The sequence below is a fragment of the Deltaproteobacteria bacterium genome (genome assembly GCA_009692615.1).
GTDB lineage: Bacteria > Desulfobacterota > Binatia > UBA9968 > UBA9968 > DP-20.
Genome location: SHYW01000016.1, coordinates 1 through 24842 on the forward strand (window position 1 = coordinate 1; position 24842 = coordinate 24842).

At 56.9% G+C, this 24842-nt stretch carries 23 protein-coding genes; 5 read left to right on the forward strand and 18 right to left on the reverse strand.

The genetic code is table 11. The features are described from left to right. Window positions 1–116: 116 nt before the first annotated feature. The 3 genes from EXR70_05655 to EXR70_05665 are packed head-to-tail and all read right to left on the reverse strand — an operon-like array spanning window position 117 to window position 1996. Entirely contained in the window at window positions 117–1079 is a 963-nt protein-coding gene (locus tag EXR70_05655) for a hypothetical protein (protein ID MSP37958.1), read from the reverse strand. Between the two features lie 10 nt (window positions 1080–1089). Further along, the gene (locus EXR70_05660; GenBank protein MSP37959.1) at window positions 1090–1605 is read right to left on the reverse strand and encodes a chemotaxis protein CheD; all 516 of its coding nucleotides are present in this window, start codon (window positions 1603–1605) and stop codon (window positions 1090–1092) included. Between the two features lie 19 nt (window positions 1606–1624). Then, window positions 1625–1996, reverse strand: coding sequence for a response regulator (locus EXR70_05665; protein MSP37960.1), 372 nt, complete (start codon window positions 1994–1996; stop codon window positions 1625–1627). A gap of 580 nt (window positions 1997–2576) precedes the next feature. Here EXR70_05665 and EXR70_05670 point away from each other — a divergent pair. Continuing rightward, window positions 2577–4448, forward strand: a complete 1872-nt coding sequence (locus tag EXR70_05670; protein MSP37961.1) for a hypothetical protein — start codon at window positions 2577–2579, stop codon at window positions 4446–4448. A gap of 53 nt (window positions 4449–4501) precedes the next feature. Beyond that, a complete protein-coding gene (locus EXR70_05675; GenBank protein ID MSP37962.1) occupies window positions 4502–5185 on the forward strand; it encodes a hypothetical protein in 684 nt (227 codons plus the stop codon). Between the two features lie 14 nt (window positions 5186–5199). Here the strand turns inward: EXR70_05675 and EXR70_05680 are convergent, their stop codons facing one another. The 5 genes from EXR70_05680 to EXR70_05700 form a co-directional block, all read right to left on the reverse strand. Further along, window positions 5200–5538: a YbjQ family protein gene (locus EXR70_05680; GenBank protein ID MSP37963.1), complete on the reverse strand. Its 339-nt coding sequence runs from the start codon at window positions 5536–5538 to the stop codon at window positions 5200–5202. Between the two features lie 38 nt (window positions 5539–5576). Continuing rightward, window positions 5577–6635, reverse strand: a complete 1059-nt coding sequence (locus EXR70_05685) for a hypothetical protein (protein ID MSP37964.1) — start codon at window positions 6633–6635, stop codon at window positions 5577–5579. Window positions 6636–6719: 84 nt separating this feature from the next. Then, the gene (locus tag EXR70_05690; GenBank protein MSP37965.1) at window positions 6720–7169 is read right to left on the reverse strand and encodes an RNA-binding protein; all 450 of its coding nucleotides are present in this window, start codon (window positions 7167–7169) and stop codon (window positions 6720–6722) included. Further along, window positions 7135–7884, reverse strand: a complete 750-nt coding sequence (gene surE / locus EXR70_05695; GenBank protein ID MSP37966.1) for a 5'/3'-nucleotidase SurE — start codon at window positions 7882–7884, stop codon at window positions 7135–7137. The genes EXR70_05690 and surE overlap by 35 nt, the downstream gene beginning before the upstream one ends. Before the next feature lie 135 nt (window positions 7885–8019). Then, the gene (locus EXR70_05700; protein MSP37967.1) at window positions 8020–10065 is read right to left on the reverse strand and encodes a tRNA guanosine(34) transglycosylase Tgt; all 2046 of its coding nucleotides are present in this window, start codon (window positions 10063–10065) and stop codon (window positions 8020–8022) included. Between the two features lie 150 nt (window positions 10066–10215). Here EXR70_05700 and EXR70_05705 point away from each other — a divergent pair, with 150 nt between their 5' ends. Next, window positions 10216–11466, forward strand: a complete 1251-nt coding sequence (locus tag EXR70_05705; protein ID MSP37968.1) for a CinA family nicotinamide mononucleotide deamidase-related protein — start codon at window positions 10216–10218, stop codon at window positions 11464–11466. 16 nt (window positions 11467–11482) lie between these two features. Here EXR70_05705 and EXR70_05710 read toward each other — a convergent pair whose 3' ends face one another. The 10 genes from EXR70_05710 to EXR70_05755 all read right to left on the reverse strand — a co-directional run bounded on the left by EXR70_05710 (window position 11483) and on the right by EXR70_05755 (window position 22072). Beyond that, window positions 11483–13285 (reverse strand): hypothetical protein, encoded by a 1803-nt coding sequence (locus EXR70_05710; GenBank protein ID MSP37969.1) that lies wholly within the window; start codon window positions 13283–13285, stop codon window positions 11483–11485. A 58-nt stretch (window positions 13286–13343) separates the two neighbouring features. Then, window positions 13344–14321, reverse strand: coding sequence for an ornithine cyclodeaminase family protein (locus EXR70_05715; GenBank protein ID MSP37970.1), 978 nt, complete (start codon window positions 14319–14321; stop codon window positions 13344–13346). 286 nt (window positions 14322–14607) lie between these two features. Next, window positions 14608–14811: a hypothetical protein gene (locus EXR70_05720; GenBank protein MSP37971.1), complete on the reverse strand. Its 204-nt coding sequence runs from the start codon at window positions 14809–14811 to the stop codon at window positions 14608–14610. Continuing rightward, a complete protein-coding gene (locus EXR70_05725; protein ID MSP37972.1) occupies window positions 14808–15422 on the reverse strand; it encodes a threonylcarbamoyl-AMP synthase in 615 nt (204 codons plus the stop codon). The genes EXR70_05720 and EXR70_05725 overlap by 4 nt, the downstream gene beginning before the upstream one ends. 103 nt (window positions 15423–15525) lie before the next feature. After that, window positions 15526–16041: a 5-(carboxyamino)imidazole ribonucleotide mutase gene (gene purE / locus EXR70_05730; GenBank protein ID MSP37973.1), complete on the reverse strand. Its 516-nt coding sequence runs from the start codon at window positions 16039–16041 to the stop codon at window positions 15526–15528. Window positions 16042–16087: 46 nt separating this feature from the next. Then, entirely contained in the window at window positions 16088–17356 is a 1269-nt protein-coding gene (purD, locus tag EXR70_05735) for a phosphoribosylamine--glycine ligase (protein ID MSP37974.1), read from the reverse strand. Between the two features lie 82 nt (window positions 17357–17438). After that, window positions 17439–19013 (reverse strand): bifunctional phosphoribosylaminoimidazolecarboxamide formyltransferase/IMP cyclohydrolase, encoded by a 1575-nt coding sequence (purH, locus tag EXR70_05740; GenBank protein MSP37975.1) that lies wholly within the window; start codon window positions 19011–19013, stop codon window positions 17439–17441. A 14-nt stretch (window positions 19014–19027) separates the two neighbouring features. Beyond that, on the reverse strand, window positions 19028–20161 hold the full coding sequence (gene alr, locus EXR70_05745; protein ID MSP37976.1) for an alanine racemase: 1134 nt from the start codon (window positions 20159–20161) through the stop codon (window positions 19028–19030). A gap of 31 nt (window positions 20162–20192) precedes the next feature. Beyond that, window positions 20193–20537 carry a methionine--tRNA ligase subunit beta gene (gene metG / locus EXR70_05750; protein ID MSP37977.1) on the reverse strand — a complete coding sequence of 115 codons (345 nt, stop codon included), beginning with the start codon at window positions 20535–20537 and terminating at the stop codon, window positions 20193–20195. Window positions 20538–20848: 311 nt separating this feature from the next. Continuing rightward, window positions 20849–22072, reverse strand: a complete 1224-nt coding sequence (locus EXR70_05755) for a class I SAM-dependent methyltransferase (protein MSP37978.1) — start codon at window positions 22070–22072, stop codon at window positions 20849–20851. Window positions 22073–23693: 1621 nt separating this feature from the next. Here EXR70_05755 and EXR70_05760 point away from each other — a divergent pair. Together EXR70_05760 and EXR70_05765 are read left to right on the forward strand one after the other, a co-directional pair. After that, entirely contained in the window at window positions 23694–24119 is a 426-nt protein-coding gene (locus EXR70_05760; protein ID MSP37979.1) for a rubrerythrin, read from the forward strand. Continuing rightward, window positions 24016–24777 (forward strand): DUF3501 family protein, encoded by a 762-nt coding sequence (locus tag EXR70_05765; protein MSP37980.1) that lies wholly within the window; start codon window positions 24016–24018, stop codon window positions 24775–24777. The genes EXR70_05760 and EXR70_05765 overlap by 104 nt, the downstream gene beginning before the upstream one ends. Window positions 24778–24842: the final 65 nt, after the last annotated feature.

The following is a 24842-nucleotide window of genomic DNA, read 5'->3' on the forward strand; positions in this document are numbered from 1 at the left end:
CATAAAGCTCCACTGTGAACATCCTTCCAGCCTCCCGATGCCATTCAATAACATCGAGACAGCCTACAGGACCGGTACACTTTTGACCCGCCATTTTCTGCCAGATCTTTGCCGGTTCAGTGGTACACTTTACGCCCGCGATTTATAACTTCAATGACGATGCTGCCGCCTTCGTGGCGCGCCTGGAGCTTTAATACGCCGCAGGGATTTTTGCCGCGAGCTTGCCGCGCCTGCGGCGTTTCGATGCCGTGATCCAGGGCGTTTCGGATCATGTGCGTGAGCGGGTCTTTTAGGTGCTCGATGATGCTCATGTCGACTTCGACGTCGTCGCCCTGGGTTTCCAAACGCACGAGTTTCTTTTCGCCCTGCGCCAGGTCGCGGACCTTGCGCAGGTACTGGCGGAACGTCGGCCCCACCGGCACCATGCGCACGCGCATGATTTGTTCTTGCAGTTCTAGGGACAGACGCTCGACTTGGTCATGGGCTTCGAGGGCTTCGCTGGTGCTCTGGCCGCGCGCCGTCAGCGTTTGGCGCAAACGGCCCTGGGCGATGGCGATTTCGCCGGCGAGATTGAGCATGCGATTGAGCTTTTCGGTATCGACGCGGATGGTTGTGGCGTAATCGACGACGGCGTCGGCGACGGCGCCGCGCTTAGTTGGAACCGGCGCGGGATTCGGATTCTCCATCGGCTCAGCGGCGTCGCCGTCGGTCAGTTGTTGCTGGAGCTTTACATGCTCGGGCTTTACTTCCTCGGCGCCGGCCACTTCCGCGGCAATCATTTCGCGCAGCGCGTCCAACGAGCGCAGCAATAGGGTGATGCGCTGCGAGGTCACCGGGATGGAATGATTGCGAAAACGTTGTAACAGATCCTCGAAAGCATGAGCGAAGCCGGCGACTTTGGGAAAGCCCAAACTACCGGCGTTGCCCTTGATGGTATGCGCGCCGCGAAAGATCGCTTCTAAAAAACCGTCGTTGTGAGGATCGGCTTCCAAGGTGACCAGGGCTTCTTCCATGGCGGCGAGGCGCTCGTCGCATTCGGCGATGTAGGTTTTGAGAATCGCTTCGAAGTCGATTTCCATGTCTTAGGCCCTATAACCGCTTCACCCACGCCGAACCGTCGTCGGTGTGGAAAATTAATTTACGGCCTTTGTCGCCGCCAATATCTTGGCCGATGACCGGGATATCTTCGCGCTCGAGGATTTTTTCGGCGGTCTGGACATTTTCCCAGCCGAGGTGGGTGGCGCGGTTGCGAAACGCGGCGATCACACAGGCGCCGCCGAAGAGCTTCGCTTGCAGATCCCGTTTGCGGCAGCCGAGCGCCGTCAGTTGTTCGATCAGTTCGGCGATGGCGACGTTGCCAAAGCGCGGCGAAGCGACGCCGTCGCCGGTGAAAGCCGGTAGCAGATAGTGGTTGATGCCGCCGATCTTTTTCACCGCGTCCCACAGGCAGACCGCGACGCAGGAGCCGAGAATGGTCGTCACGGCATGGCTTTGGCGCGAGGCAAACAGCTGCCCCGGATGGAGATAAAGTTTTTCATGGGCGGCGTTCTTGACCTCAAGAACGGCCTCGCTCTGGTTTGGGTTTGGCTTTGCCGCTGAATGCATCGCTACACAATTTCTAATTTCAATCGCCGAGCAGGTTTCTTACCTTGGTGATGAGCTCCAGACTGTCGATCGGTTTAATGACGTAATCGTTGCAGCCGCTCTCGTAGCCGCATTCCATCGCGGTGGCTTCCGATTTGGTGGTCACCATGACGATCGGCACCTCGCGGGTCAGGGCATTTTCCCGCAGCCGTTTCACGGCGGCGAAACCGTCCATCTTGGGCATCACGACGTCCATCAGGATCAGATCGGGTAGGGTGGCCAACGCCTTCGCTACGCCTTCTTCGCCATCCCGGGCGATCATCAGCTCGTAGCTATCGCGCTGGAGAATCATTTGCTCCATTTGCAAAATGGTTTCGGAATTGTCGACCAGCAGGATTTTTCGCGATGCCACAGGTTTGAATCCTTTCTTCTGGTTTGCCCGTCCGTGCGACGCGTCAATTATCGCAGCTTGCTGCCGTCGGCCCGGACTCAAATGGATTTACTCAAAGCAAGACACCGGCCATTCGTAATCATTTAGAAACTGCCAATACATTCCGAAAAATTGACAAATCGCGTCGGCCGTTCACAAATTTGTGCAGAAAACCCTAGAAAGTTGACCGAGAGCGAACGAACGGAGGGCGTGAGCGCTGAAGCAAATTTTTGGGGTTCAAGCGCCGATAAGAATTTAATCGCCAGTAGTTTTTCTCTTTGTTCTCAATCGCTGCTCAAACGTCGCGAGTGAAAAATTCGTTTGCGGCGGCCGATGATGACGCATCATTACCAAGAGTGGAGCGTTCCCACCTTTAACTGTCCAACCCTGTTCAATAAGGGCCATAACTGACCAATCGGTGCGCTGAGGTTTTTGCTAACGTTGGGTTTTCCTGCAAGTTTGTCTAGCCGACAAGATGGCACATAATTGGCTTTACATGGTGGAGTTAATATCTTGTCTGGCGCGAAACTTCGGCCGAGTTTGAAACCAAGGAGTGATTGCAGTGGCACTACCCGACGAATCAAATGAGATTACCGCACCTCAGAGTGCGACCCATCTCGGCCCCGGGACCGATGTCTTGTATGGCTGGCTCGTCGACCGAGCGGCGGCGGATCTTGGCTTGGCGCAAACCTTGGCGGCCAACGAGGCGCAGCGCCGCGAACAGATCAAAGCCCTCGAGGAGAGTTTCCAGGCGCAGATTCGCGAACTGCGTGAGCGTTCAGTCGTCAGCGGCGTTGAGCCGAGCGGTACGACAGCGATCGAGCCGCTCAAGCAGGAGCTGGAACGATTCGGCGCACACCAAGCGCAGATCGAAGCCGCGTTTAACAGCAAACTCGGCGAGTTCGCTTCACAGTTACAACAGCAAACAGCAACTAGCTCTTCTGCTAATAGCGAAGATATAAAATTCGAAGTCAAACTTATAGCTGACCGCATTGCCCGGGTAGAATTTGCCAGCCAGCGGGCGCAAGCCCAGGCGCTGAGCGAAAGCCAACGGCTTGAAAATACGCTCGTCGAGCGGGTTCAGGCTTTGGTCGCGAACGAAGCGGCAAGCAACAAAGTCCAACTACTTGCCGAACTCCAAGCTCATGGCGCGGTAGCTGAAGTTTCAAACCAATGGCAAGAACAGCTCAGCGATCTAACGCAGCGAATCGGCGGTCTGGAAAATTCCTCTAGTGCGCTGACCGAACAGCAGCAGCGTTGGAGTGATGGCGCGGACAGGCGCATGAGCGCGCTGGTGGACGAGGTCGGCGCGCAGCTGCGAGTTCTGGGCAGCGCCAATGTCGATCATGAAACTCATGAAGCGGCGCGGGCGGCGCTGATCGCGCGGCTCGGCCGATTGGAACAGAGCGCGTCACTCGGTGTCGCGGAACTCAAAGCCGAGATCGGTGCAATTAAATTTCGCCTCGACGAGCCGTTACGTGCGGCACCGATCGACGACGTCGCCGTGCAGCGTTTGGACGAAATCCTCAGCGCTCGAATCGCCGAGCTCCAGGAAAAATTGGCCACAGCCTTGAACCTTGCCGCTCAGCGCGATGGCGAGCTAGTGGCGCTCCAAGGACGCATGAGCGCTTTGTCCGTTAACCTCACGGCGCTATCCGAGCGCGTCGTCGATCACGATCAAATCGCCGCGCTCAAAGCGGAACTCGGCCATGGTGAAGCACAAGCAATGCAGACGGCGCGATCATTGATGCGCCAAGTCGAAGCCAACCTCGGTGCCAAACTGAACCAACTCGAAAGCGAACTCGGCGGCGCACTGGAACGGAGCCAGAGCCGCGACGGCGGGTTCGACGAGATACGCGGGGAGATCGAGCAGCTGGCGCAACGTTGGCTACAGAGCGAGAGCAACACCCAGCAGACCCACGGTTTGATCGCCAATGAACTGGCTCATGCCGCGCAACTGCGCGACGGCGTGATTGGCGAACTGAGCGCGTTGCAAAGTCAGTTCAGCGAACGCCAGGAGCGCGATCAGCGCATCGACAATCTCGCTGCCGATCTCAACGCCCGCTTGTTCGATGTCCAGAACCAGCTCAGTCAGAATTTGTCTTTACTGGTCAGCCGCGACGCGGAAATCTCGGCGCTCAAGCTGCAAGTCGAACATTTGATCCAAATGGCCGCGGCGAAACCTGTCATGCCGCCGCTGGCGCCGACCCGATTGCACACGGCGGCCGCGCTCGGCGGCTTGAAACCGCTGTCTGAAGCGCAGCCGGTGTTGAAGCCGGCGGCGGCGCAAGAGCCGGCGAGCTTGTTGCAGAGTTATGATGCCGATCCTGCTGCTGGGGCGAAACAGGATAAAAGACAATTGCAGGAAAAGATTTCCGCCGACATCGAGCGGGTCAGAGCGGAGCTGAGAAAACGCGCCGGAGTCAGCCGTTAAGTGGCGCAGGCGGATTATTTATCGCGATTGCGGCGGCAACGATTTGACGATTTATGAGCGGTAAACGAATTCCCACCGGCATTCCCGAGCTCGACGCGCTGCTTGAAGGCGGCCTGCGGGAAGGCAAAACCTATCTTGTGGTGGGACAGCCCGGCACTGGCAAGTTGGTCTTCAGCTTGCAGTTTCTCGTCCGCGGCTTGCTCGAAAAAGAAAAATGTCTGTACGTCGCCATCGACGAGAAACCCGCCGATGTCATCGAGCAGGCGACTTCGCTGGGGTGGGATTTGGCGCCGTTCATCGAGTCCAAAGAGTTTCTCATTCTCGATGCCTCAGCCTATTTCGGCGGGCGCGCCGGCGATCCCGCCAAGGGCGTCGACGTGCAGCAGGTGGCCGCCGATCTCAATAATTATATCGTGCGCATGGGCGCGGTCCGAGTGGTGATCGATCCGGTGGGGCCGCTGCTGTCGGCGCGCAACTCGGAGCAGGCGCGGCTGTTGATCTACGCGCTCCAGGCGAACACCAACACGACCCATTTGCTCACGACTTACGCCGCCGAAAAGCCGCCGCGCGGCGTGGAAGAATATTTAGTCGCGGGAACCATCGTCCTGGAAATGAATCGAGTCGAAGGCCGCTATCAACGCAAATTGACCATTGAAAAAATGCGCGCCACGGCGTTGGAACCGGCGCAGTACGACTTCAACATCGTCGCCGACCGCGGCATCGTGTTCAAAACCTAATTGCCCTTTCCCATCTAGCCGCGAAAAACTTCAGCGTTGACCGCCGTGCCGTAGGCCAGCACTTCGGTGACGCCGGCGGCGATTTCCGTCGCGTCGTAGCGCACGCCGATGATGGCGTTGGCGCCGAGCTGGCCGGCATGCTCGATCATCAAACGATGGGCGTCGTCGCGCGCCCGCTCGCAAAGTTCGGTGTAGATGGTGATGTTGCCGCCAAACAGCGTCTGCAAGCTGGCACCGATGTTACCGAGGAGGCTGCGCGAACGGACGATAATGCCGCGCACGACGCCTACGTTTCGCGCAATCCGGTAGCCGGGGATTTCCTGCGCCGTGGTGATGAGCTTGCTGTCAATCATGGGCAATTCTTTCTCCTTTGGGTTTACCGCATCCGCAATCAACGCGCTGGCAGCGGGTCGGCGCCGGCGATTCTGTTGAAAAGTGAGATCACTTCGGTGTCGCGCGGAATGTCTTTGATCGCTTTGTCCTGGGCCTCCGGGGTCAGCGGCGTGGCGTCGTCGGCGGACAGCCGTTTGAAGTCTTTGAGAAACGCCGGGTCTCTAAAAGTCTTGCGCATCGCCTCGCGCCAGTGATTGACCGCTTCCCCCGGCGTGCCGGGCGGCAGAATGTACGGTGAGCCGACCAGCCGGAAGGTGCGGAACATGGTTAGGATCTTGCGCTCACGATCATTCTTCCCAAACGTTTCTAGCTCCGGCAGCTTGTTGAACGCGGCATGGAGATGACGATCGTCCTTAGGAATCTGGATGATCGCGTGGAAGTTTTGCAACTTTTTCTCGACGAATTCGGGATTGCGCTGCAATACAGTGTCGGGAATATTGGCACGGGCGTCGAGCTCGCCACGCTCCATCGCTACATCGAGCTCAAGTCCGGAATAGCCGGTGACGAATTTTGGTTCTTTCAAACCCAATATCCAGGAAAACAGCCGGCCGTTGATGTAAATGTCATGGCCGACGGTCTGGGCGCCGACGCGAATGCCGGGACGGGCGCGCAGCTTTTCCAAATTGTCCAGGCCGAGTTTAGCCACGGTGCCGAAAACATATTGCGCCGTGCTGTTGGAGGCGCCGAGATAGATGAGCTTATCGATATCGTATTCGACTCCGGTGGAGCCGAGCACGGCGTTGGCGACTAGACCTGAGCCGACATTGCCGAGGGTCAAGCCATCCGGCCTGGCGTTGCGCGCGATGTAATTGGTCGCCTTTCTACCGCCGCCGCCGGGCATGAACTGGGTGACGATGATCGGCTCGCCGGGCAAATATTTTTTGAGAAACGGTATAGCCGCCTGGACGCGCAGGGCGCCGGTGCCGCCGGGCTCGCGGCCTTGGACCAGTAAGATGGTTTTACCCTGGAAGTAGGGTGTGGATTGAGCGAACAGCGGTGCGTTAACCGCGCTTGTGACGCCTGCGATGATAACGGCTAGGATCAAATTTGCCAGCATCAGTTCTCCGTGAAGTTCTCGGTGTTAACTAAATACGTTTGATTGTAATTCCATCAAAGTAGCATGCTGCGCTGGCGCTGCAAGTTACCAACCGCGCTTGGTGAACTTAGCGATATCGCGCCGGTCGCGCTTCGATGGGCGACCCGGCGAATCAAATTCCACGCCGCGCTCGAATTTCATTTGGGCCGCGACGGCTTGCCGTTTGGCGACGCTTTCAGTGGTTTCTTCATAGAGGCCTTGCGCCTGTGGCGCCGGACCGCGCAGGCGGGAAACCGCTTTGACGACGATCGCCCATTCAATAGGGCCGCGGCGAATATTCAGTTTGTCGCCGATCCGAACCACGCGGCTCGGTTTCGCACGGGCGCCGTCGATGTCAATTTTACCGCCACCGATGGCTTCGGCGGCAAGCGCGCGGGTCTTGAAAAACCGCGCGGCCCAGAGCCATTTGTCTAGTCTGATCGCTTCGTTGTCTGTGTCGTCGCGTATGTTTCGCTGGTGTTTACGGCCAAGGAAAGTGACCCAGCGGAGCTTCATTCAAAAGCTTGTGGTCGGTAAGATCGACTTGCAACGGAGTGACCGAGACGAATCCTTCGTGCACGGCGACGCAATCGGTGCCGTCGTCATGGGCGAAGCCCAAGTCGTCGCCGCCGATCCAGTAATATTTGCCGCCGCGCGGGTCGACGCGCTCGACGATGTTTTCGCTGTAGTGGCGCTTGCCCATGCGCGTCAACTTCCAGCCTTTGAGCTGCGCCTTGGGTAAATTGGGCACGTTGACGTTGAGCAAGGTGCCCGCGGGGATGCCCGGCTGTTGGATGCGCTCGATCAAGGTCGCGGTGAATTCTGCCGCGATGTGAAAATCGAAATTGCTAAACGTGACCAGAGAAACCGCGATGGCGGGAATTCCCAACAGCGTGGCCTCGATGGCGGCGGACACCGTTCCCGAATAAATAATGTCGTCGCCGAGATTGGGCCCTTTGTTGATTCCGGAGACGACCAGATCGGGTTTGACCGGCAACAGTCCGGTAAGCGCGAGCTTGACGCAATCCACCGGCGTGCCGTCCACTGACAGGCGCCGCGGGCCGATTTCGTGCACGCGCAGCGGCCGGTGCAGCGTCAAGGCGTGGCTCATGGAACTCTGCGCCCGGTCCGGCGCCACGGTGTAGATCTCGCCAAGTTTTGCCAAGCTCTTTTCTAGTGCCGTCAGTCCTTCGGATTGAATGCCGTCGTCGTTGGAAAGCAGGATGATCATGGGCGTATTGTCGCAAAGAAGATGGCGGTGGACAAGTGCGCGGTTAAGAGGAATTCACCACAGAGAACACAGAGTTCGGAAGAGATTTGCAGTAATAAATTTTTACGCTGCGCCGCGCTGGAAAAGGCGCAATTCTCACAAGCCAGCGGAAAATTGCCGGTGGTTTTCGATCATTGCGGCAAACTGCGGTTTGTCGTTTTCATGGACCGTCGCGGGAAACTTGGCCTCGCTGCGGCGCCAGCGCGCCAGCCATTTGTGATCGAGCAGTTGCGGCGCCAGGGGATGGCGCGTCACGCTTTTGGCTTGGGTGAAGGCCAGCGTGGTTTCGATTTTCGGTCCGCTGCCAATCCCTTGGGCGACAAAAAAGCCGGCGCTCAAGAGCGCCACGCGCACGGCGGTGGACGCCGAATAGGTGTAGAGTTCCGCCGGTTTGCCCGCGCAGCGGCGAAAAATCCGCGCGAAGATTTCGCCGGTCCACAGTTCAATATCGATTTTGAACGAGAAGGGGTCGTAAAAAATTAGCTCGGGAGTTGGCGCCGCATCGAGGTGAACGCGAAAGTCGCCGTTGAGCAGTTGCCAATGGAGCAGTCCCGACGGGTGCTGCCAGTTGCCAGTGGCGAGAATCTTTGTTGGCGCGCCGTGGCGCAGGTGCGGCAACTCGCCGGGATATTTGGCGGCGAGGATGAGCGGGTCGAGGTCGCGCTCGAAGCTGATCACGCGCAGGGGCCGCAGCGCGTTGTTAAACGCGTAGCATTTCTCGAAGCAGTGAATCGCCGTCATGGCATTGGTGGCGGCGCCGAGGCCGACGTCCCAGATCACCAACTCGTTGCTGTTACTTTGATTCAATCGTTCGGCGAGGGCCGATTGTTCGATGTAAAGTTTGTTGGCTTCCTCAATGGGCGCGATTACCGAGTGCATGATTTCGCCGGAACTGATTTGGCGAATGCTCGAGAAACCTTGAGCAGAACGGAAAATCTCGTAATCGCCCAAACGGGCGGGCTGGCTCGACTTCGCCTTACGTGGTGCGTGGGACGGATGATCTTCGTCGCTGCGCGCCAATTCGATTCGTTTCTCGCGATAGTAAGCGGCGAATCTGCCGGCTAAAATCTGCTCGCGCATTTCGAGCATCAGTCGATGATAGAAGGCCAGATTGTGCATGCCCAAGAGATGCCAACCCAACACCTCGCCTGATTTGATCAAATGATGCAGATAGGCGCGCGAGTATTGCCGGCAACATTGGCAGTCGCAAGCGGTGTCCACTGCGTCGTCATTCAATTTATAGGCGGTGCGGCGCAATTGTAGTTTACCCAGCGAGGTAAACACCACGCCGCGTTGCGCCAATTGGGTCGGAATGATGCAATCGAACATGTCGACGCCGCGATGGACCGCTTCGAGAATATCGATCGGTGTGCCTACTCCCATCAGATAACGCGGCAGATTTATCGGCAACAGCTCGGTGACCAGTTCGGTGAGATCGTAGCGTTCGGCGTGGGTTTCGCCGACTGCGAGACCGCCGATGGCCAAGCCGTCGAAGGGCAGTTCGCGCAAGAATACCACGCTCTGCTTACGCAGTTCAGTATGGGCGGCGCCCTGGACGATACCGAACAACGCAGCCGCGGAATCGCCGTGGGCAGCGATCGCACGTAGCGCCCAGCGGTGGGTGAGTTCCATCGCTTCACGGGCTTCATCGTAAGCGGCGGTGGACGGGATGCACTGATCGAGCACCATCCTGATGTCGCTGCCGATGGCCTGCTGCATTTCGATGCTCGATTCCGGTGAAAGCAAAAATGTCTTGCCGTCGACGTAGCTATTGAAGCGCGCGCCGCTTTCGTTTATCGCCCGCGAATGCGGCAGCGAAAAAATCTGAAACCCGCCGGAGTCGGTGAGCACCGGGCCGTCCCAGTTCATGAAGCGGTGAATGCCTGAGAATTTTTTGAAAACTTCCGGCCCCGGCCGCAGCAATAGATGATAGGTATTGGCCAACAACAGCCGCGCGCCGGTGGCGCGCAAACTTTCCGCGCTCTGCGCCTTGACAGTCGCTTGGGTGCCGACCGGCATGAAGATCGGCGTTTCCACTGGGCCGTGAAGAGTTTGAAATGTTGTCGCACGGGCGCGGGAACCGTTTGCTTCGGCTTCTAACGTAAACTGCAAGCGACTATTAACGCACGCTGAATCTAGCATTGACCGTCACACTATCATCGCTGGGAGCACTTCGAAACATTAGCGGATCGCTTGGCAGGCGGGGTTGCTACAACAAAGCGTGGTTGCGATCTTGTGTCCACTACGCCGCCTGGGGTATAAATTTTATTCGTTGCAAGGAGAACTTTTCCCATGGCAAACGCGGAAATCGTCGCGATCGGTTCGGAATTACTGCTCGGACAAATCGTCGATACCAATTCGGCTTGGATGGCGCAGCGGCTGACCGCGCTGGGTGTGAATCTCTATTTCAAATCGGTGGTCGGCGATAATCCAGCGCGTATGAAAGAAGTGATCGCGCGGGCGATCGAGCGCGCCGACATCGTCATCACCAGCGGCGGCATCGGCCCGACCCAAGACGATCTGACCCGCGACATCGTCGCCGAAGTTACCGGCCGTAAGCTGATTCAAGACGCCGGCATGTTGGAGCAGGTCGAAAGCCACTTTCGCCGGCGCGGCCGGCCTATGACGCCGAACAATTTGCGACAATCCTATATGCCCGAGGGCGCGATCCCGGTGAAAAATCCCAACGGCACCGCGCCGTCGTTTGTCGTCGAAGACCCGCGTGGAATTATCTTCTCCTTGCCCGGCGTGCCGGTGGAGATGAAGTGGCTGTTCGAAAACGAAGTCGAACCCTACCTGATCAAGAAATTCAATCTCGCCGAAGTGATTCACTACCGCGTGCTCAAGATCGTCGGCATCGGTGAGAGCGCGGTGGACGACAAGGTCGGCCACTTGATCGCCAACTCGAGCAATCCCACCGTCGGCGTCTTGGCGCTGCCCGGACAGGTCGACGTACGCATTGCCGCTAAGGCGGCCAACCGCGATGAGGCGATGAAGATGATCGCGCCGGTGGAAGCGGAGGTGCGCGGCTTGCTCGGCACGGCGATCTTCGCCGCCGACGATGAAACCATGGAGTTGGTCACGGGCAAACTGCTGCGTGAAAAAAAACAGACGGTGGCGGCGTGCGAAGATTTAACCTGCGGCCAGCTGGCGGAAAGGTTGCAGACCGCGAGCAACGAAAATTTCGGCGCCGGTTTTATCTGCAATGGCGAGGCGGCGCTTCGCTCATTGCTAAAAAATTCTCAAGCCGCGAGCCGGATCGATGAAGTTCTCAAGGATCCACTGGCGTTGACCGATGCCATGGCCCAGGCGGCGCGCCAGCAGTCGGGCTGCGACTTTGGCCTGGCGCTCCACGCCGTCGCCGATCCCAACAGCAAGATTCAAAATCTCGCCGGCGGCGAGACTTATGTGTCGCTCACCGACGGCAAAACCTTTTTGCGCCGCGAAAGCACCAGCGCCGGGCGCGGCGCCTATGACCGCTCGCGCATGACGCTCAACGCGATTGATTTGCTCAGGACGGCGTTGTTGGAGGGGATGAATTGAAAATAGTTTTTAGTGTTTAGTTTTGAGTTTTTAGTTTCGCAAGTAGCGCCTGCAATTGGCTGAGCGGCGCTTCCAAGCTGCGGATCGCTTCACTCCAGAATTCGGTTTTCTCGATATCTCTGCCGATGGTTTGTTTGACGACGTTTTCCGCCGTGTCGCTGCCGGCGCGGCGCAGGAACTCTTCGTACTTGGGCAGGAATGAATTGCCTTCGGCTTTGAACATGGCGTAGAGCGCGCGGCTCAAAAGATAGCCGAAGGTGTAAGGGAAGTTATAAAAAGTGATGCCGGTGATATAAAAATGCAGCTTCGATGCCCAGAAGTAGGGATCCTCGCCGCCCGGTTCTAGAACGTCGCCGATAATTCTTCGCTGAGTTTCGACCATCAATTCTTTCAAACGGCTGACGCTCAACGGTCCCTTCATTCGTTCTTCATAAAAAGATTTTTCAAATTCGTAGCGCACTGGGATGTCCAAGAGATAGACCGCGCCGTGGCCGATCTCGATGTCGAGAATCATCGCCTTTTGCCGGTCGCTGACTTGCGGGTCGTCGAGGATGCCGTTCATCAAGACGTTCTCGCCGAATGTCGACGCGGTTTCGGCCAAGGTCATTGGATAGCCGCGCGCGTAGGGACGCATGTCGCGCATCATGGCGCCGTGATAGGCGTGGCCGGATTCATGGGCGAGGGTGAGCATGTCGCCCAGGGATTCGTTGTAGGTCATGAAAATGCGCGACTCTTTGCTGAGCATGGAACTGGTGCAGTAACCGCCGGGCCGCTTGCCGGCGCGGGGCTCCCAGTCGACCCAGTTCTTGGCGATCACTTGGCGCTCGAAAAAACTTCCCAGCGCGGGATAAGCATGATTGAACGATGTGGCGATCATCGTTCGCGCACTGTTCCAGGAAAGTTTTTCTTGATCGGCTAAATCGAGGGGCGCGCCGAGGTCGAACCAAGCGGCTTGATCACGTCCCATTAGTTTGGCTTTGAGTTGGAGAGCGCGCCGGGGCATTTCCAAGTTCGCCAAGAGCGCTTCGAGCATGGCGTCGAGAGTTTTGCCCGTGATCGCGGCTTGAAACAGCGCGATGTCGAGAAAGTGATCGACGCCACGATGGCGGTTCAAGGTCAGCCGCGTGCCGGCGATGGCGTTGAGCGCCGCGGCGGCGCTGTCTTCGATGCTCTGCCAAGCGGCGTTGCCACCCTCGAAGGCGGCCTGGCGCACGCGCCGATCGGGATCGTCCAGCAGAGAGCGGCGCTGGGACGCCGGCAAGCGCATGCGCCGGCCGTCGGGATAGACCATGTCGAACTCAAGTTTCGCCGAAAGCGTATCGTAGAGCCGGCCCCAGGCTTGGATGCCGTCGACGCTCAAATCGGTGGCGAGAATTTCTTTCTCCGCCGTCATGGCGCGGCGCGCTTCCGTGCGCAGGCGCTTTAAATAATTCTCCGCCCCGTTAAGTTTAGGCCGGGCGATGAATGCCGCGAACAGTTCGTCGGAAGCCGCCTTGAAGGCGCGCAGCATTTCGATTCTAACTTTGGCAAGCTCGGCGCGGGTGCGGGTGAGTTCGGCTTCTTCTTTTTGATAGCTTTCGTTGCGCGCGTCGGATGAGGCGAGGCAGCCGATGTAGGAACCGAAGTGGGACATGCGGCGCGACAGGTCTTCGTTGCGCAGTAAAATGTCTTGCCAGTCGTTCGTCGTTGCGCCATCGAGGGCGGGTAGACTCGCCGCGGTTTTTTGCAGCGCGGCGATGTCGGTGGCGATGGCTTGCTTGAATTGAAGCATCGCGGCGCCGTTGAATTCAGGAAAATAATTTGTGAGATCCCAGGTCATGATCTTTCCAAATGAAGGGCGGGTTTGAAACCCGCCCCTACGCTATCCGGTTCTCGTGCTAAATCTCCACATTCGTGCCGACGTTTTGTGCCAATGCTTTGCGATAGACAAGCTGCGCGGCGGCGACATCTTGGATCGCGATGCCCACCGACTTGTAAAGTGTGATTTCGTCACCGTTGATTCTCCCGGCTTTGGTGCCGGCGAGGACTTCGCCGATCTCGCCGTGGATATTCGCTTCGGTGATGGACTTTTCTTTGAGCGCGAGCAATATGTCGCCGCATTCGGCCATGATCGCTGGGCGCGAATCGACGACGACTTTGGCGCGTTTCAATGTCGCGCTATCGATCTCGCGCTGGTCGGGGCGATGGGAACCGACGGCGTTGATATGGACACCGGGTTTTAGCCACTCGGCTATGACGATCGGCTCTTTGGCGGTGGTGACGGTTACCAACAGATCGCTGCCACGCACGACTTCTTCGGCATTCCGGCAAATCTGGATCGGAATGCCAATTTGCTTTTCCATTTCGTTCTTGATCGTCGTCGCGCTTTTGCCGGACGGGCTGTAGAGTTTAATGCGGCTCAATTTGCGTACTCGATTCAGCGCTTGAATATGCGCCCGCGCTTGAACGCCGGCGCCCAAGATTCCAAGAACCGGCGTATCTGGATTCGCCAACGCTTGGGTCGCCAATGCTGAAGCGCAAGCGGTGCGGATCGCGGTGATGTAACCGCCGTCCATGACGGCGATCATCTTGCCGGTCGCGCTGCTGAACAGCATGATGGTGGCGAGTATCGCCGGCAGATTTTGTTTAGGATTATCTTGAAAGTAAGTCACGACTTTCATGCCGAGGGCTTTATCGTCACACAAATAACCCGGCATGCTGGTGATTCTGCCGTCAATTTGCGGCAGCGGCACGACCAGACGCACCGGCATGACCGCTTTGCCCGTCGAATATTGAACATGGGCGCGCTCCAGCGCGGCGATCAATTCATCGATGTCGATTAAACTTTGGACTTGGGTTTCCGACAGCGCTAGCATTGTCTAATTTGATAGCATAAAGGCGCGGTTCGTTGGTAGGGTCGCGAACATAATCATCGGAAGTGTTGATCGAGGCGTTAGAGATTTTCTGTTTCCCCTCTTTGGAAAAGAGGGGATAGGGGAGATTTTTTTGCACTCATGCGGCTGCGTCGATTCAAAGCGGAGCCCAATTGCGACAATGAAACCGCTCCGCCGCACAACCAAATCCCCCGTGGTCCCCCTTTTCCAAAGGGGGAAAATCTCCCATTGCGATTGTTCATTGAAAAGCTAGGTAGGATGTTTGAGTTTACTTATTTTCTTTGTCGGCTTGTTCGAGGGCGGCTTTTTGTTTGTCTTCGCTTTGGCGTAGCGAATCCTTGGCGGCGTCGAGAGTGTTGAAGGGTTGGGTGACGACTTCTTTGACCGCCTCGCGACTTTGGCTGACGGTTTCGTTTTTAGAATCGCAGGCCGACGCCATCAATAGTAACACTGCTAATAAGAAATACTTCATTCGATTTCGATTCCCTGTCCGAGCGCTTTTTGTAATTTTTCTCTGCCGATTTCGCCGGCGCGGATGATTTTGATCTTGTTCTCCGCCACCGCGGCGACGGTGGAGCCGGTCTTTGAATTCAACTCGCCGCCGTCGACGAAGAGTTCTATCTTGCCGAAAAAATAATTTCGCGCTTGCTCGAGTGTCTGCGCGCCGGGTCGGCCTGAGGGATTAGCGCTGGTGGCGGTGAGCGGCCGGCCGAGCATACGGACAATCTCATTGGCAATGGGCTGGCTGGAGATGCGTACGCCGATGCCGCCCGTCGAATTCACCAGCGGCGGCGCAATGTCTTTTCGCGCCGGCAGTACCAGCGTCAATGGGCCGGGCCAAAAGCCTGCGATCAATTTTTCCGCCAATGGCGAAACCTCCGCTACCAATTTGTTTAACATGGCGCGATCGGACACCAGCACAGGAAATGGATTGTTAGGATCGCGGCCTTTGAGTTGAAAAACTTTTTCGACGGCAGCGAAGTTGAGCGCGTCGGCGCCGAGGCCGTAGAGCGTTTCGGTGGGAAAGACGATTACGTCGCCACGAGCAAGTGCCGCTACGGCGTCGGCAATGTTATCGGTCATGGAGAAAATCCCCCTTGGTCCCCCTTTTTCAAAGGGGGAAGGTCGATTAAGTTCCCCTCTTTGAAAAAGAGGGGCTAGGGGAGATTTAAAAATTGCTGGACACTCAGCTTTTGTTTCGTTCACTCTGAAGTTTGCGGTCGCGTTCTTCGACGCCGGCGGCCATTTCTTTTTTGAACTGAACTAATTTTGCCGCAACTGTGGCATCGGTGCGGCCGACGATCTGGGCGGCGAAGATGCCGGCGTTGGCGGCGCCGGCTTTGCCGATCGCCATCGTAGCCACGGGAATGCCTGCCGGCATTTGCACCGTCGCGAGCAACGCGTCCAAGCCTTTCAAACTCGAGGAGTCGATGGGAATGCCGATCACCGGCAAGGTCGTGCTGGCGGCGATGGCGCCGGCCAAGTGGGCCGCGGCGCCGGCGCCGCAGATGATCGCTTGCAAGCCGCGCTGCTCGGCGCTGGCGGCGTATTTAGCGGCGATCTCCGGTGTGCGGTGCGCCGACATGATGTGGGTCTCATAAGCGATGCCGAAGGAATCGAGGCGCTTTTCGGCTTCGCGCATGACCTCGAGATCGGAGTCGCTGCCCATGAGGATGCCGACTTTGGGTTGTGCGGTTGCCATGTTTGGTTCCTCCCAAGGTAATTCGTCTGGACTCTTGATGCTAGACTTATTTCAACGCTTTTTGCCCAATGTCTTTGCGATAATGCATGCCGTCCCAGGAAATTTTTCTGACGGCGCCGTAAACATTGTCGACGGCGCTGGCGATATTTTTGCCACGGGCGGTGACCCCGAGGACGCGGCCGCCGGTGGTTAGCCAACGATCTTTATCTTTCGCCGTGCCGGCGTGAAAGACGAAGCCGTCGGACCAACTCTTTAAACTATCGAGGCCGTGAATTTCTTTGCCTTTGTCGTAGGCGCCAGGATAACCATTGGCGGTTAAGACCACGCAGACCGCCGGCTCGTCGTGCCACTCGGCTGTTACTTGGTTGAGTTTCCCGTCGATGGTCGCTTCGAGTAGGGGAATCAAATCACTTTTCAGCCGCATCATGATCGGTTGGCATTCGGGATCGCCGAAGCGGGCGTTGAATTCTATCACCTTCGGGCCATCTTTGGTGATCATCAAGCCGACGTAAAGCAGACCGCGGTAAAGAATGTTTTTTTGCTTCAAGCCAATGAGCAGCGGCGTCAAGACTTCGCGCAAAACTCGGTCATGGATTGCAGCCGTTACCACCGGTGCGGGCGAGTAGGCGCCCATGCCGCCGGTGTTAGATCCTTGGTCGTTGTCGAAGATTCGTTTGTGATCTTGCGACGTCGCTAATGGCAGAACATTGTCACCGTCTGTGAGCACCATGAACGAAGCCTCTTCACCGTCGAGAAATTCTTCGATGACGACTTTGTCGCCGGCATTGCCGAAGACTTTGCCGACGAGCATCTCATCGATGGCTGCTTCCGCTTCTTGTTTCATCGCACAGATCAGCACACCTTTGCCGGCGGCTAGGCCGTCGGCTTTGATCACGTAGGGGGATTTTTGCCGCGCTAAATATTGCTTCGCTGAAACCGCGTCGGTGAAAGTGCCGAAAGCGGCGGTGGGAATTCCGTTGACGCGGAGGATCTCTTTAGTGAACGCCTTGCTGCCTTCCAACTGCGCCGCGGCTTGGTTCGGTCCAAAAATTCTCAAGCCGCGCGATTCGAAAAGATCGACGATGCCGAGGGTGAGCGGCAACTCTGGGCCGACCACCGTGAGATCGATTTTTTCTCTTTCGGCGAAGTCGGCGAGCTGGTCGATTTGCTCAGGATTGATGGCGACGCATTCGGCAAGTTCGCCGATGGCCGCGCTGCCCGGCGCGCAGTAGATTTTCGTTACGCGCGGGCTTTGGCTCAACTTCCAGGCCAATGCATGTTCGCGGCCGCCGCCGCCGATGACGAGGATTTTCATGGCAAATAGGTGTCAGTTGTCAGTCGTCGGTTGTCAGAAAAAAAAGAAACTGGGAACTGACAACTAATAACTGGCAACTTTTTTAATGTCTGAAATGCCTCATGCCGGTAAAGATCATGGCTATACCATGCTCATTCGCGGCCGCGATGACTTCGTCGTCTTTGATCGATCCGCCGGGTTGGATGATCGACTTGGCGCCGGCGTTGGCGGCTTCGTCGAGTCCGTCGCGGAACGGATAGAAGGCGTCCGACGCCACCGCCGAACCTTTGAGATCTAAACCGTGGGTGGCGGCGCGCAAGACTGCGATCTTGGTCGAATCGATGCGGCTCATCTGGCCGGCGCCGACGCCGAGCACTTGATCCGGCGCGGCGAAGACGATGGTGTTCGATTTTACGTGGCGGCAAACCCGCCAGGCGAATTCAAGAGCACGATATTCGTCTGGCGTCGGCTTTCTCTCGGTGACGACTTTGCAGGCGCGCACGTCGACGTTACCGGTATCCCAATCTTGGATCAGCATGCCGCCGCGCACGCGGCGCAGATCGTAGCCGCCGGTTTGCGGCTGGCTCATGTCCAATTCTAAAAGCCGGATGTTGAGCAAGCGCTTGGCCGACGCCAATACGGCTTTCGCTTCCGGTGTGAAGCTCGGCGCAATGACGATTTCGAGAAAGATGTCTTTCAACTCTTTGGCGGTTTCTTCGTCCACCGGACGGTTGAAGGCGATGACGCCGCCGAAGATCGACACCGGATCGCAGGCTTTGGCTTTGCGAAACGAATCGGCCAGCGATTTGTTCGATAAGGCGACGCCGCAGGGATTGTTATGCTTGATCGCCACGGTGGCGATATCGGAGAATTCCAACACCGTGTTGAGGGCCGCGTCGGCGTCGAGAATATTATTGAACGAGAGTTCCTTGCCTTGAAACTGTTTGGCGCGCGAGATCGACGGGCCGTTGTCGCCCTTGGTGCCGTAGAACGCCGCGCTCTGGTGTGGGTTCTCGCCGTAGCGCATGTCTTGCAGCTTGCTGACTTGGATGTTGACGGTCTCGCCCCAGCGCTGCGGTTTCTTTTCTTGGTCCAACGACGAAAAGTAGTTGGAGATGGCGCCGTCATAGTGCGCGGTATGCTGGAACGCTTTGCAGAACAGCCGAAAATGGGTCGCTTGCGACAGCGAACCGCTGTTGGTTTTCAATTCGTTCACGATGGTATCGTAATCCACCGGATCGACGACCACGCCGACATGCTGATGATTCTTGGCCGCGGCGCGCACCATGCTCGGGCCGCCGATGTCGATGTTCTCGACCACTTCTTCGAAGCTGGCGCCGCGCGCGACTGTCGCCTCAAATGGATAAAGATTGACAACCACCAAGTCGATCGGCTTGATGCCGTGCTCTTTCATCTTCGCGACATGTTCGGGATTGTCGCGCAGCGCGAGGATGCCGCCGTGAATTTTCGGATGCAAAGTTTTCACCCGGCCGTCCATCATTTCCGGAAAGCCGGTGAGCTCGGAGACGTCTTTAACGGGAATTTTATTGTCGCGCAAAAGCGATGCGGTGCCGCCGGTGGAAACCAGTTCGATGCCCATTTGCGCCAAAGCGCGGGAAAACTCGACAATGCCTTGCTTGTCGGAAACGCTGATCAGCGCTCTTTCGATTCTACCCACTGCTGGTACTCCTTCTACTGATTGATGTGAATTCGGGGAACTCGAGCACCGATGGAAGTGAAGATCTCGTACGAGATTGTGTCTGCCCAAGCGGCCATCTCGTCGGCGGAAATTTCTCCGCCGCCTTGACGGCCAAGGAGAACGACCTCATCTCCCTGTTGGACATTTCGTATATCGGTTACATCGACGGTAGTCAAATCCATGCTCACGCGGCCGACTACTGGAACGCGTTTGCCGCGCACCAACACTTGGGCGCGATTGGATAACAATCGCCGATAGCCGTCGGCATATCCGACAGGCAAGGTTGCGATCAGGCTATTTCGTTTGGTCACGAACGTTCGGCCATAGCCGATGCTCGTGCCAATCGGCGCGCGCTTCAACTGAATGATGCGCGTCTTCCAGGCGAGCACCGGCTTCAAGCTGATCTGTTTTTTCAAATTCGCCGCCGGATACATGCCGTAAAGAATCAGGCCCGGCCGAACCATGGAAAAATTTGCCGCGGGCGTGGTGATCAGGGCGGCGCTCTTCGACATGTGGGCTGGCGCTTGCACGATACCGACCTCGTTCAGCCGGTCGAGCACGCGCTGAAAAGTTTTCAATTGCTTCGCTGCGTATTTTTCGTTGGCGCTTTCGGCTTCGGAGAAATGGGAAAAGACGCCGGCGAGCTTTAACGCTTTCAGTTTCGCGAGCGTCGTTAACCAGGCCTCGATTTCAGCGCTGGGAAAACCGATGCGCCCCATGCCGGTGTCGACTTCAAGTTGGAAGTTGAGCTTAATTTTGCGCCGCCTGGCCTTGCGCTCGAAGGCTGTGAGTGTGGCGCTATCGTGCAGTACCGGCGTAAGTTTGTATTCTAACAATTCGTCGAGCTGTTCGACGTAGGCGCCGGCGAGTACCAAGATCGGCTGCTTGATGCGGCTATCTCGCAGCTCGATGCCTTCTTCGACGGTGGCGACCCCGAAAGCATCGCTTCCCGATTTGGCTAGAGTTCGCGCCACTGCGACCGCGCCATGGCCATAGGCGTTGGCCTTCACCATGGAGAGAATTTTTACCCGTGGGCCGATCTTTTTTTGGATCTGGCGCAGATTCCAGCGCAGCGCCGCGTGGTCGATGTCGCTGCGAGTCGGGCGGCCTTTAAGAAACTTGGTCATTAAAAAACTGCGACGAAAGATATTTGAATTGCTATTTGACTTGGGCGCCGGCCTGCACCGACTTTTCCGGCGTCATGATAATCACGCGGCCGTCGTCGGAGGCCGCCAGCAGCATGCCTTGGCTTTCCATGCCGCGCAGTTTAGCGGTTTCCAGATTGGTGACGACGACGATCTGCTTGCCGACCAGCTCTTCCGGCGTGTAGCTGTTGCGGATGCCGGCGCAGATCTGGCGCTGCTCGCCGCCGAGATCGATCTGCAGGACCATCAAGCGATCGGCGTTCGGATGGGGCTCCGCCGCTTTGATGGTCGCGACCTTGAGGGCGATCTTGCGAAAGTCGTCGATGGAGATTTTTGCCGGGATTGCTTCAGCTTCCATGCCGTAGAAATATCAGAACTGCCGCGGCAAAAAAAGCCGCAGGAAGGCGAGCGCGAGATTTTCCACTTGTCAGTTTTCTTGGTGAATTGCCGAAGTGGCTGCTTTATGGGGAAAGAGTTTTTCACCACGAAGGACGCGGAGGTAGGAGCGACCCGTAGGATGTGGTGAGTCCGCGAACCGCATCGGGGTGCTGACCAACGATGCGGTTCCCTTTGGTCACCGCATCCTACAAAGCCAAGCCCCATATTTTCGTCCGAGAGTATTGTAGGTTTTTGTAGGGGCGAAAAATTTTTCGCCGCTCTTTCGTTCGGTCACGGTTCGTTGGCAGTGAGGCGCCACAGCGAAGTGACTTCGGCGGCGCGGGCGAAGTGCAGCGGATCATTTATATCCGCCGCCTTGGGATGGCGCGGTTTGATGTCGCTGCGACCGACGACTTTCAAGCCGGCGGTTGCGAACGCGGCCAGCAATTCACCTCGCGAACGTAAACCGAGATGCTCCGCCAAGTCAGACAAGATCAACCAAGCCTCACCGTTCGGTACGAGGTGTGCTAACACGCCATTCAAGAATCCAAGCAACATGCGGCTGTCCTCGTCGTAAACGTTGGCGTCGATGGGCGAACTTGGGCGCGCCGGCAGCCACGGTGGGTTGCACAGGATCAATGAGGCGCGTCCATCGGGAAAAAGATTTGCGTGTTCTACTTGCACATGGTTGGTGACGCCGAGCCTGGCAAAATTTTCGCGCGCGCAGGCGAGAGCGCGCGGGTCGCGATCGGTGGCGATTATTTTTTCAATGTGTCGACGCACAAGCACGGCGGCGAGCACGCCAGTGCCCGTGCCAATGTCGAAGGCGATAAATGGCTCCTGTCCGGTGCGCGGTATCGGGGCCGTGGCGACAAGGCTCACGTATTCCCCGCGAAGCGGCGAGAAGACCCCATAGTGCGGATGAATGCAGTGGTTCGGTGCGGCGCCAAGCTCGGCAATCTCGACGCCGTTCTTGCGCCATTCGCTGGCGCTGATCATTCCCAGTAGGTCGCGCAAGGACGCCAACGAATCGCCCAGAGCTTCGTTCGCTGCGCCCCACGCTTCGGCGCAGGCTTGACGCGCATCGGGAGCACGGCGGAGCGCGATAGAATAGTCTGGGTTGAACGGAATCAGCAGCGAGCCCAACAACCGCGCCCGCTGCGACTGGGCCAGACGATGGTGGTGAAACATTTCAGCAGGGGAAAGCGCGTCGGTCGATTGCTTGCTGGTTTTTCGCTGCTTGCGCGCGGGCGTTTTGTCGATGCGCCGCACTAGCGCTTGCAGCAGCAACTTGGCGTTGTGAAAATCGCCGCGCCAGAGCAACGCCGTGCCTTCACAGGCGAGCCGATAAGCAGCGTCCGCGGTGGTGCCGTCGTCAGCCAACGCGACCCGCTTGGGCGGTGGCGCACCGCGCTCCGAGCGCCACAGCGCTGAACAGTTCTTGCCGGCTTCCGTCCAATGGATGAGCGGTAGTGGGCTGGCGATGTTTTCGTTACTGACTTGGCAAGGTGACATTGGCATCGGCTTGTTAAGTTGGATCAGGCGATCAGGTCACTTTTGAGTATCGACTATTTCACTCACTCGCGAAATAGCTGCTGTTCCAATTGTTCCGATCTACTTCGCACGGCGATCCGCCGTAAAGGTGCAACGTTTATCTCCCGAATGGCTTTTCAGATTGTTGCGCCGGAAAACTTGAACAAGCGACATTAAAAATTAGTATGGTATGCCCGGAATCCCGGCGCGGTCAGTACAGTGGCGAAGTCCCTGGGGCGCGTTCAGGCGAATATTGGGACGATGCTGTCTCGGTTCTCGGCGCGGCGGACGGGGAGAAGAAGTTTATAGATTGTAAAGATTGTGATGTCTGACCCCATTGCTACTACTTGCAAATGGAAATTTGAAGGAACTATATCAGCGAAGGACGGTGGTGATTGGTTTAATTTTAACGAGGGTGACAGAGTTTGGTACAAAGAATGGACTGTCACGGCGCTCCGAAATATACCTTGGGCACAGCCGTACTGGGTTTGGATAGTTGGGTCTAGGAGTGTTAGCGATAGTGGGACATGGTGAGGTGATTAGTGATTGTGAAGCGTGATGCTATCAAAACCGCGGTCCAGTTATCTTCTTTGCTTGTCTTCCTGACCGCGTTAGCAGGCTGCCAGGACAAGGGGACGGCACCCTGGCGGCTAGATGCAAAGTACTCACATTACCTTACTTCGTTTGCGTCAACCTATAAGACCATCACGGGACACGGCAGTGCTAGTACGGTTGACGGCATGCTAATCTATAAGATTGTAGATGAGCACAATAGAATGTTTAGTCTTGATGATCTTTTTGATCGTGACATTCTGTATGAGAGCCGTGACTAAGGAATTCATCCGGAAGTTTTTGGAAGCTACACAAGACGATGTCAAGCCTATTCCTTATGAAGCATGCCAAATTGATTGGAGCGAAGCCGCATATCACGTGATTCTGCTCGACAATACGTTTATGAGAGCAGGTTACTTCCTATTTAGGACGTGTAAAAACGCGGACTACGGAACTGTGTTTACCATGCGCGACACTAGTTATCGTACGAAGTCGTTACTTCCATTGATTAGGGCAATCGACCCAGTGTTGCATCACGCCCCGCCGCCGCCAGCCGCACGTTAGCTGGCAGGTCAATGAGGCCAGAGCGCCCCCTTTCTTTTTCTCGCCCAGGCGGTGATCTTTCGGTAGCGCGCCCCGGTTTTCGTTTCATTCGGGGATTGGGGTCTGGCCTGAGTATTGACTTATTTCACTTCAGCAACGGATCTTACGGATTGAGAGACTAGAAAGTTTAGGAACTCGAATGCGATTTTTATTACTCGACAACAAAACTTTTTAAAAAAAATGCCACACGATCAGGAGGTAGCAATCATGTTCGCTAACCACAACACCGAAGCCCGCAGCGCGTTCATCGCCGTAACCATCGCCGCGCTGCTCATCGCCTTCTCCCCCAACCTCCACGCCCAGTCCCCGCTCACCGTCCAGCCGTCGACCGGCAGAGTGGGAGTCGGACCCGCCGGTGCTAACTCGCCCGGCAGTAAAAAATAATTTCCTTTCTTGACACGATCTTGGTGGTCTCATATTACTAACCATTATTAATAAGGAGGGGCTTATGGCAAAGAGTTTAGCGGGCACACAGAGTCATGAAAATTTAAAGGGCGCATTTGCTGGCGAGTCGCAGGCGAACCGGCGTTACCTTTATTTCGCACGTGTGGCGGATATCGAAGGTTATCCCGATGTCGGCGGTTTGTTCCGCGATACTTCGGAAGCGGAGACCGGCCACGCCTTCGGTCATCTCGACTTTCTCAAAGAGGTCGGCGATCCGTGCACCGGCGTGGCGATCGGCACCACGGCGAAAAATTTAAAATCCGCCGTCGAAGGCGAGACCTACGAATACACGGAAATGTATCCGGGCTTCGCCAAAACCGCGCGGGATGAAGGTCTGCCGGAATTGGCCGAATGGTTCGAAACGCTGGCCAAGGCGGAAAAGTCCCACGCCGGCAGATTCGCCAAGGGACTCGATACCCTCGGCAGCTGATCCGACGTTCACTTCCATCATTAGCCGGCGGAGGAGGCGAGACGGCTCGTCTTTTCCGCCGCGGCGTTTTTGGCGACTGGCAATGAAAAAAATCGTTCTCGACGACATCTTGGGTTTTATCGCCTATGAAAAGGTGCGCCAAGAATTTCGCCAGGAGATCATCGAAAAGAAAAAACTTCGGCGGGTGGCGGTGGGCGATAAAGTGTCGTTGGTTTTCGAAAACCGCGACACGGTGATTTTTCAGATCCAAGAAATGTTGCGCGCCGAGCGGATCGGCGACTTGGACAAGATTCGCGAGGAGATCGCGGTTTACAATGAACTTATTCCCAAACCCGGCGAACTCAGCGCGACGATGTTTTTGGAGATCGAGGATCAATCTCATTTGCGCGACGATTTGCTAAAATTTTTGGGCATCGACGAAGCGCTGAGTCTGCTTGTCGGTGCGCATTCCATTGCCGGCCAATTCGAAGAGGGGCGGAGCAAGGAAGACAAGATCAGCGCCGTACAGTATGTGCGCTTTCCGTTTAGCGCCGAGGCGAAGCAAGAATTCATCCGCGGTGGGCGCGCCGAGTTAGCTATCGATCTGGCCGCCTATCGAGCGCGCGTTGCGCTCAGCGCCGCTACCCAAGCATCATTGGCGGAAGATTTAGCAGACTAAGGCCGCCCCTCTTCAATTCGAGATCGTCGCCATCTGCGACGACTCCATTCTAGCTCCCAGCGATT

Bases quoted from the DNA above. Each gene is read 5' to 3' on its own strand.
- EXR70_05700 (MSP37967.1), bottom strand. From the start codon at position 10,065: ATGCTAGATTCAGCGTGCGTTAATAGTCGCTTGCAGTTTACGTTAGAA.
- EXR70_05715 (MSP37970.1), bottom strand. From the start codon at position 14,321: ATGCTAGCGCTGTCGGAAACCCAAGTCCAAAGTTTAATCGACATCGAT.
- alr (MSP37976.1), bottom strand. From the start codon at position 20,161: ATGACCAAGTTTCTTAAAGGCCGCCCGACTCGCAGCGACATCGACCAC.
- EXR70_05680 (MSP37963.1), bottom strand. From the start codon at position 5,538: ATGATTGACAGCAAGCTCATCACCACGGCGCAGGAAATCCCCGGCTAC.
- EXR70_05725 (MSP37972.1), bottom strand. From the start codon at position 15,422: ATGACCGATAACATTGCCGACGCCGTAGCGGCACTTGCTCGTGGCGAC.
- EXR70_05765 (MSP37980.1), top strand. From the start codon at position 24,016: ATGAAGGTCTGCCGGAATTGGCCGAATGGTTCGAAACGCTGGCCAAGG.
- EXR70_05685 (MSP37964.1), bottom strand. From the start codon at position 6,635: ATGCTGGCAAATTTGATCCTAGCCGTTATCATCGCAGGCGTCACAAGC.
- EXR70_05690 (MSP37965.1), bottom strand. From the start codon at position 7,169: ATGAAGCTCCGCTGGGTCACTTTCCTTGGCCGTAAACACCAGCGAAAC.
- purD (MSP37974.1), bottom strand. From the start codon at position 17,356: ATGAAAATCCTCGTCATCGGCGGCGGCGGCCGCGAACATGCATTGGCC.
- EXR70_05710 (MSP37969.1), bottom strand. From the start codon at position 13,285: ATGACCTGGGATCTCACAAATTATTTTCCTGAATTCAACGGCGCCGCG.
- metG (MSP37977.1), bottom strand. From the start codon at position 20,537: ATGGAAGCTGAAGCAATCCCGGCAAAAATCTCCATCGACGACTTTCGC.
- EXR70_05675 (MSP37962.1), top strand. From the start codon at position 4,502: ATGAGCGGTAAACGAATTCCCACCGGCATTCCCGAGCTCGACGCGCTG.
- EXR70_05760 (MSP37979.1), top strand. From the start codon at position 23,694: ATGGCAAAGAGTTTAGCGGGCACACAGAGTCATGAAAATTTAAAGGGC.
- purE (MSP37973.1), bottom strand. From the start codon at position 16,041: ATGGCAACCGCACAACCCAAAGTCGGCATCCTCATGGGCAGCGACTCC.
- EXR70_05755 (MSP37978.1), bottom strand. From the start codon at position 22,072: ATGTCACCTTGCCAAGTCAGTAACGAAAACATCGCCAGCCCACTACCG.
- EXR70_05705 (MSP37968.1), top strand. From the start codon at position 10,216: ATGGCAAACGCGGAAATCGTCGCGATCGGTTCGGAATTACTGCTCGGA.
- EXR70_05655 (MSP37958.1), bottom strand. From the start codon at position 1,079: ATGGAAATCGACTTCGAAGCGATTCTCAAAACCTACATCGCCGAATGC.
- EXR70_05720 (MSP37971.1), bottom strand. From the start codon at position 14,811: ATGAAGTATTTCTTATTAGCAGTGTTACTATTGATGGCGTCGGCCTGC.
- EXR70_05660 (MSP37959.1), bottom strand. From the start codon at position 1,605: ATGCATTCAGCGGCAAAGCCAAACCCAAACCAGAGCGAGGCCGTTCTT.
- surE (MSP37966.1), bottom strand. From the start codon at position 7,884: ATGATCATCCTGCTTTCCAACGACGACGGCATTCAATCCGAAGGACTG.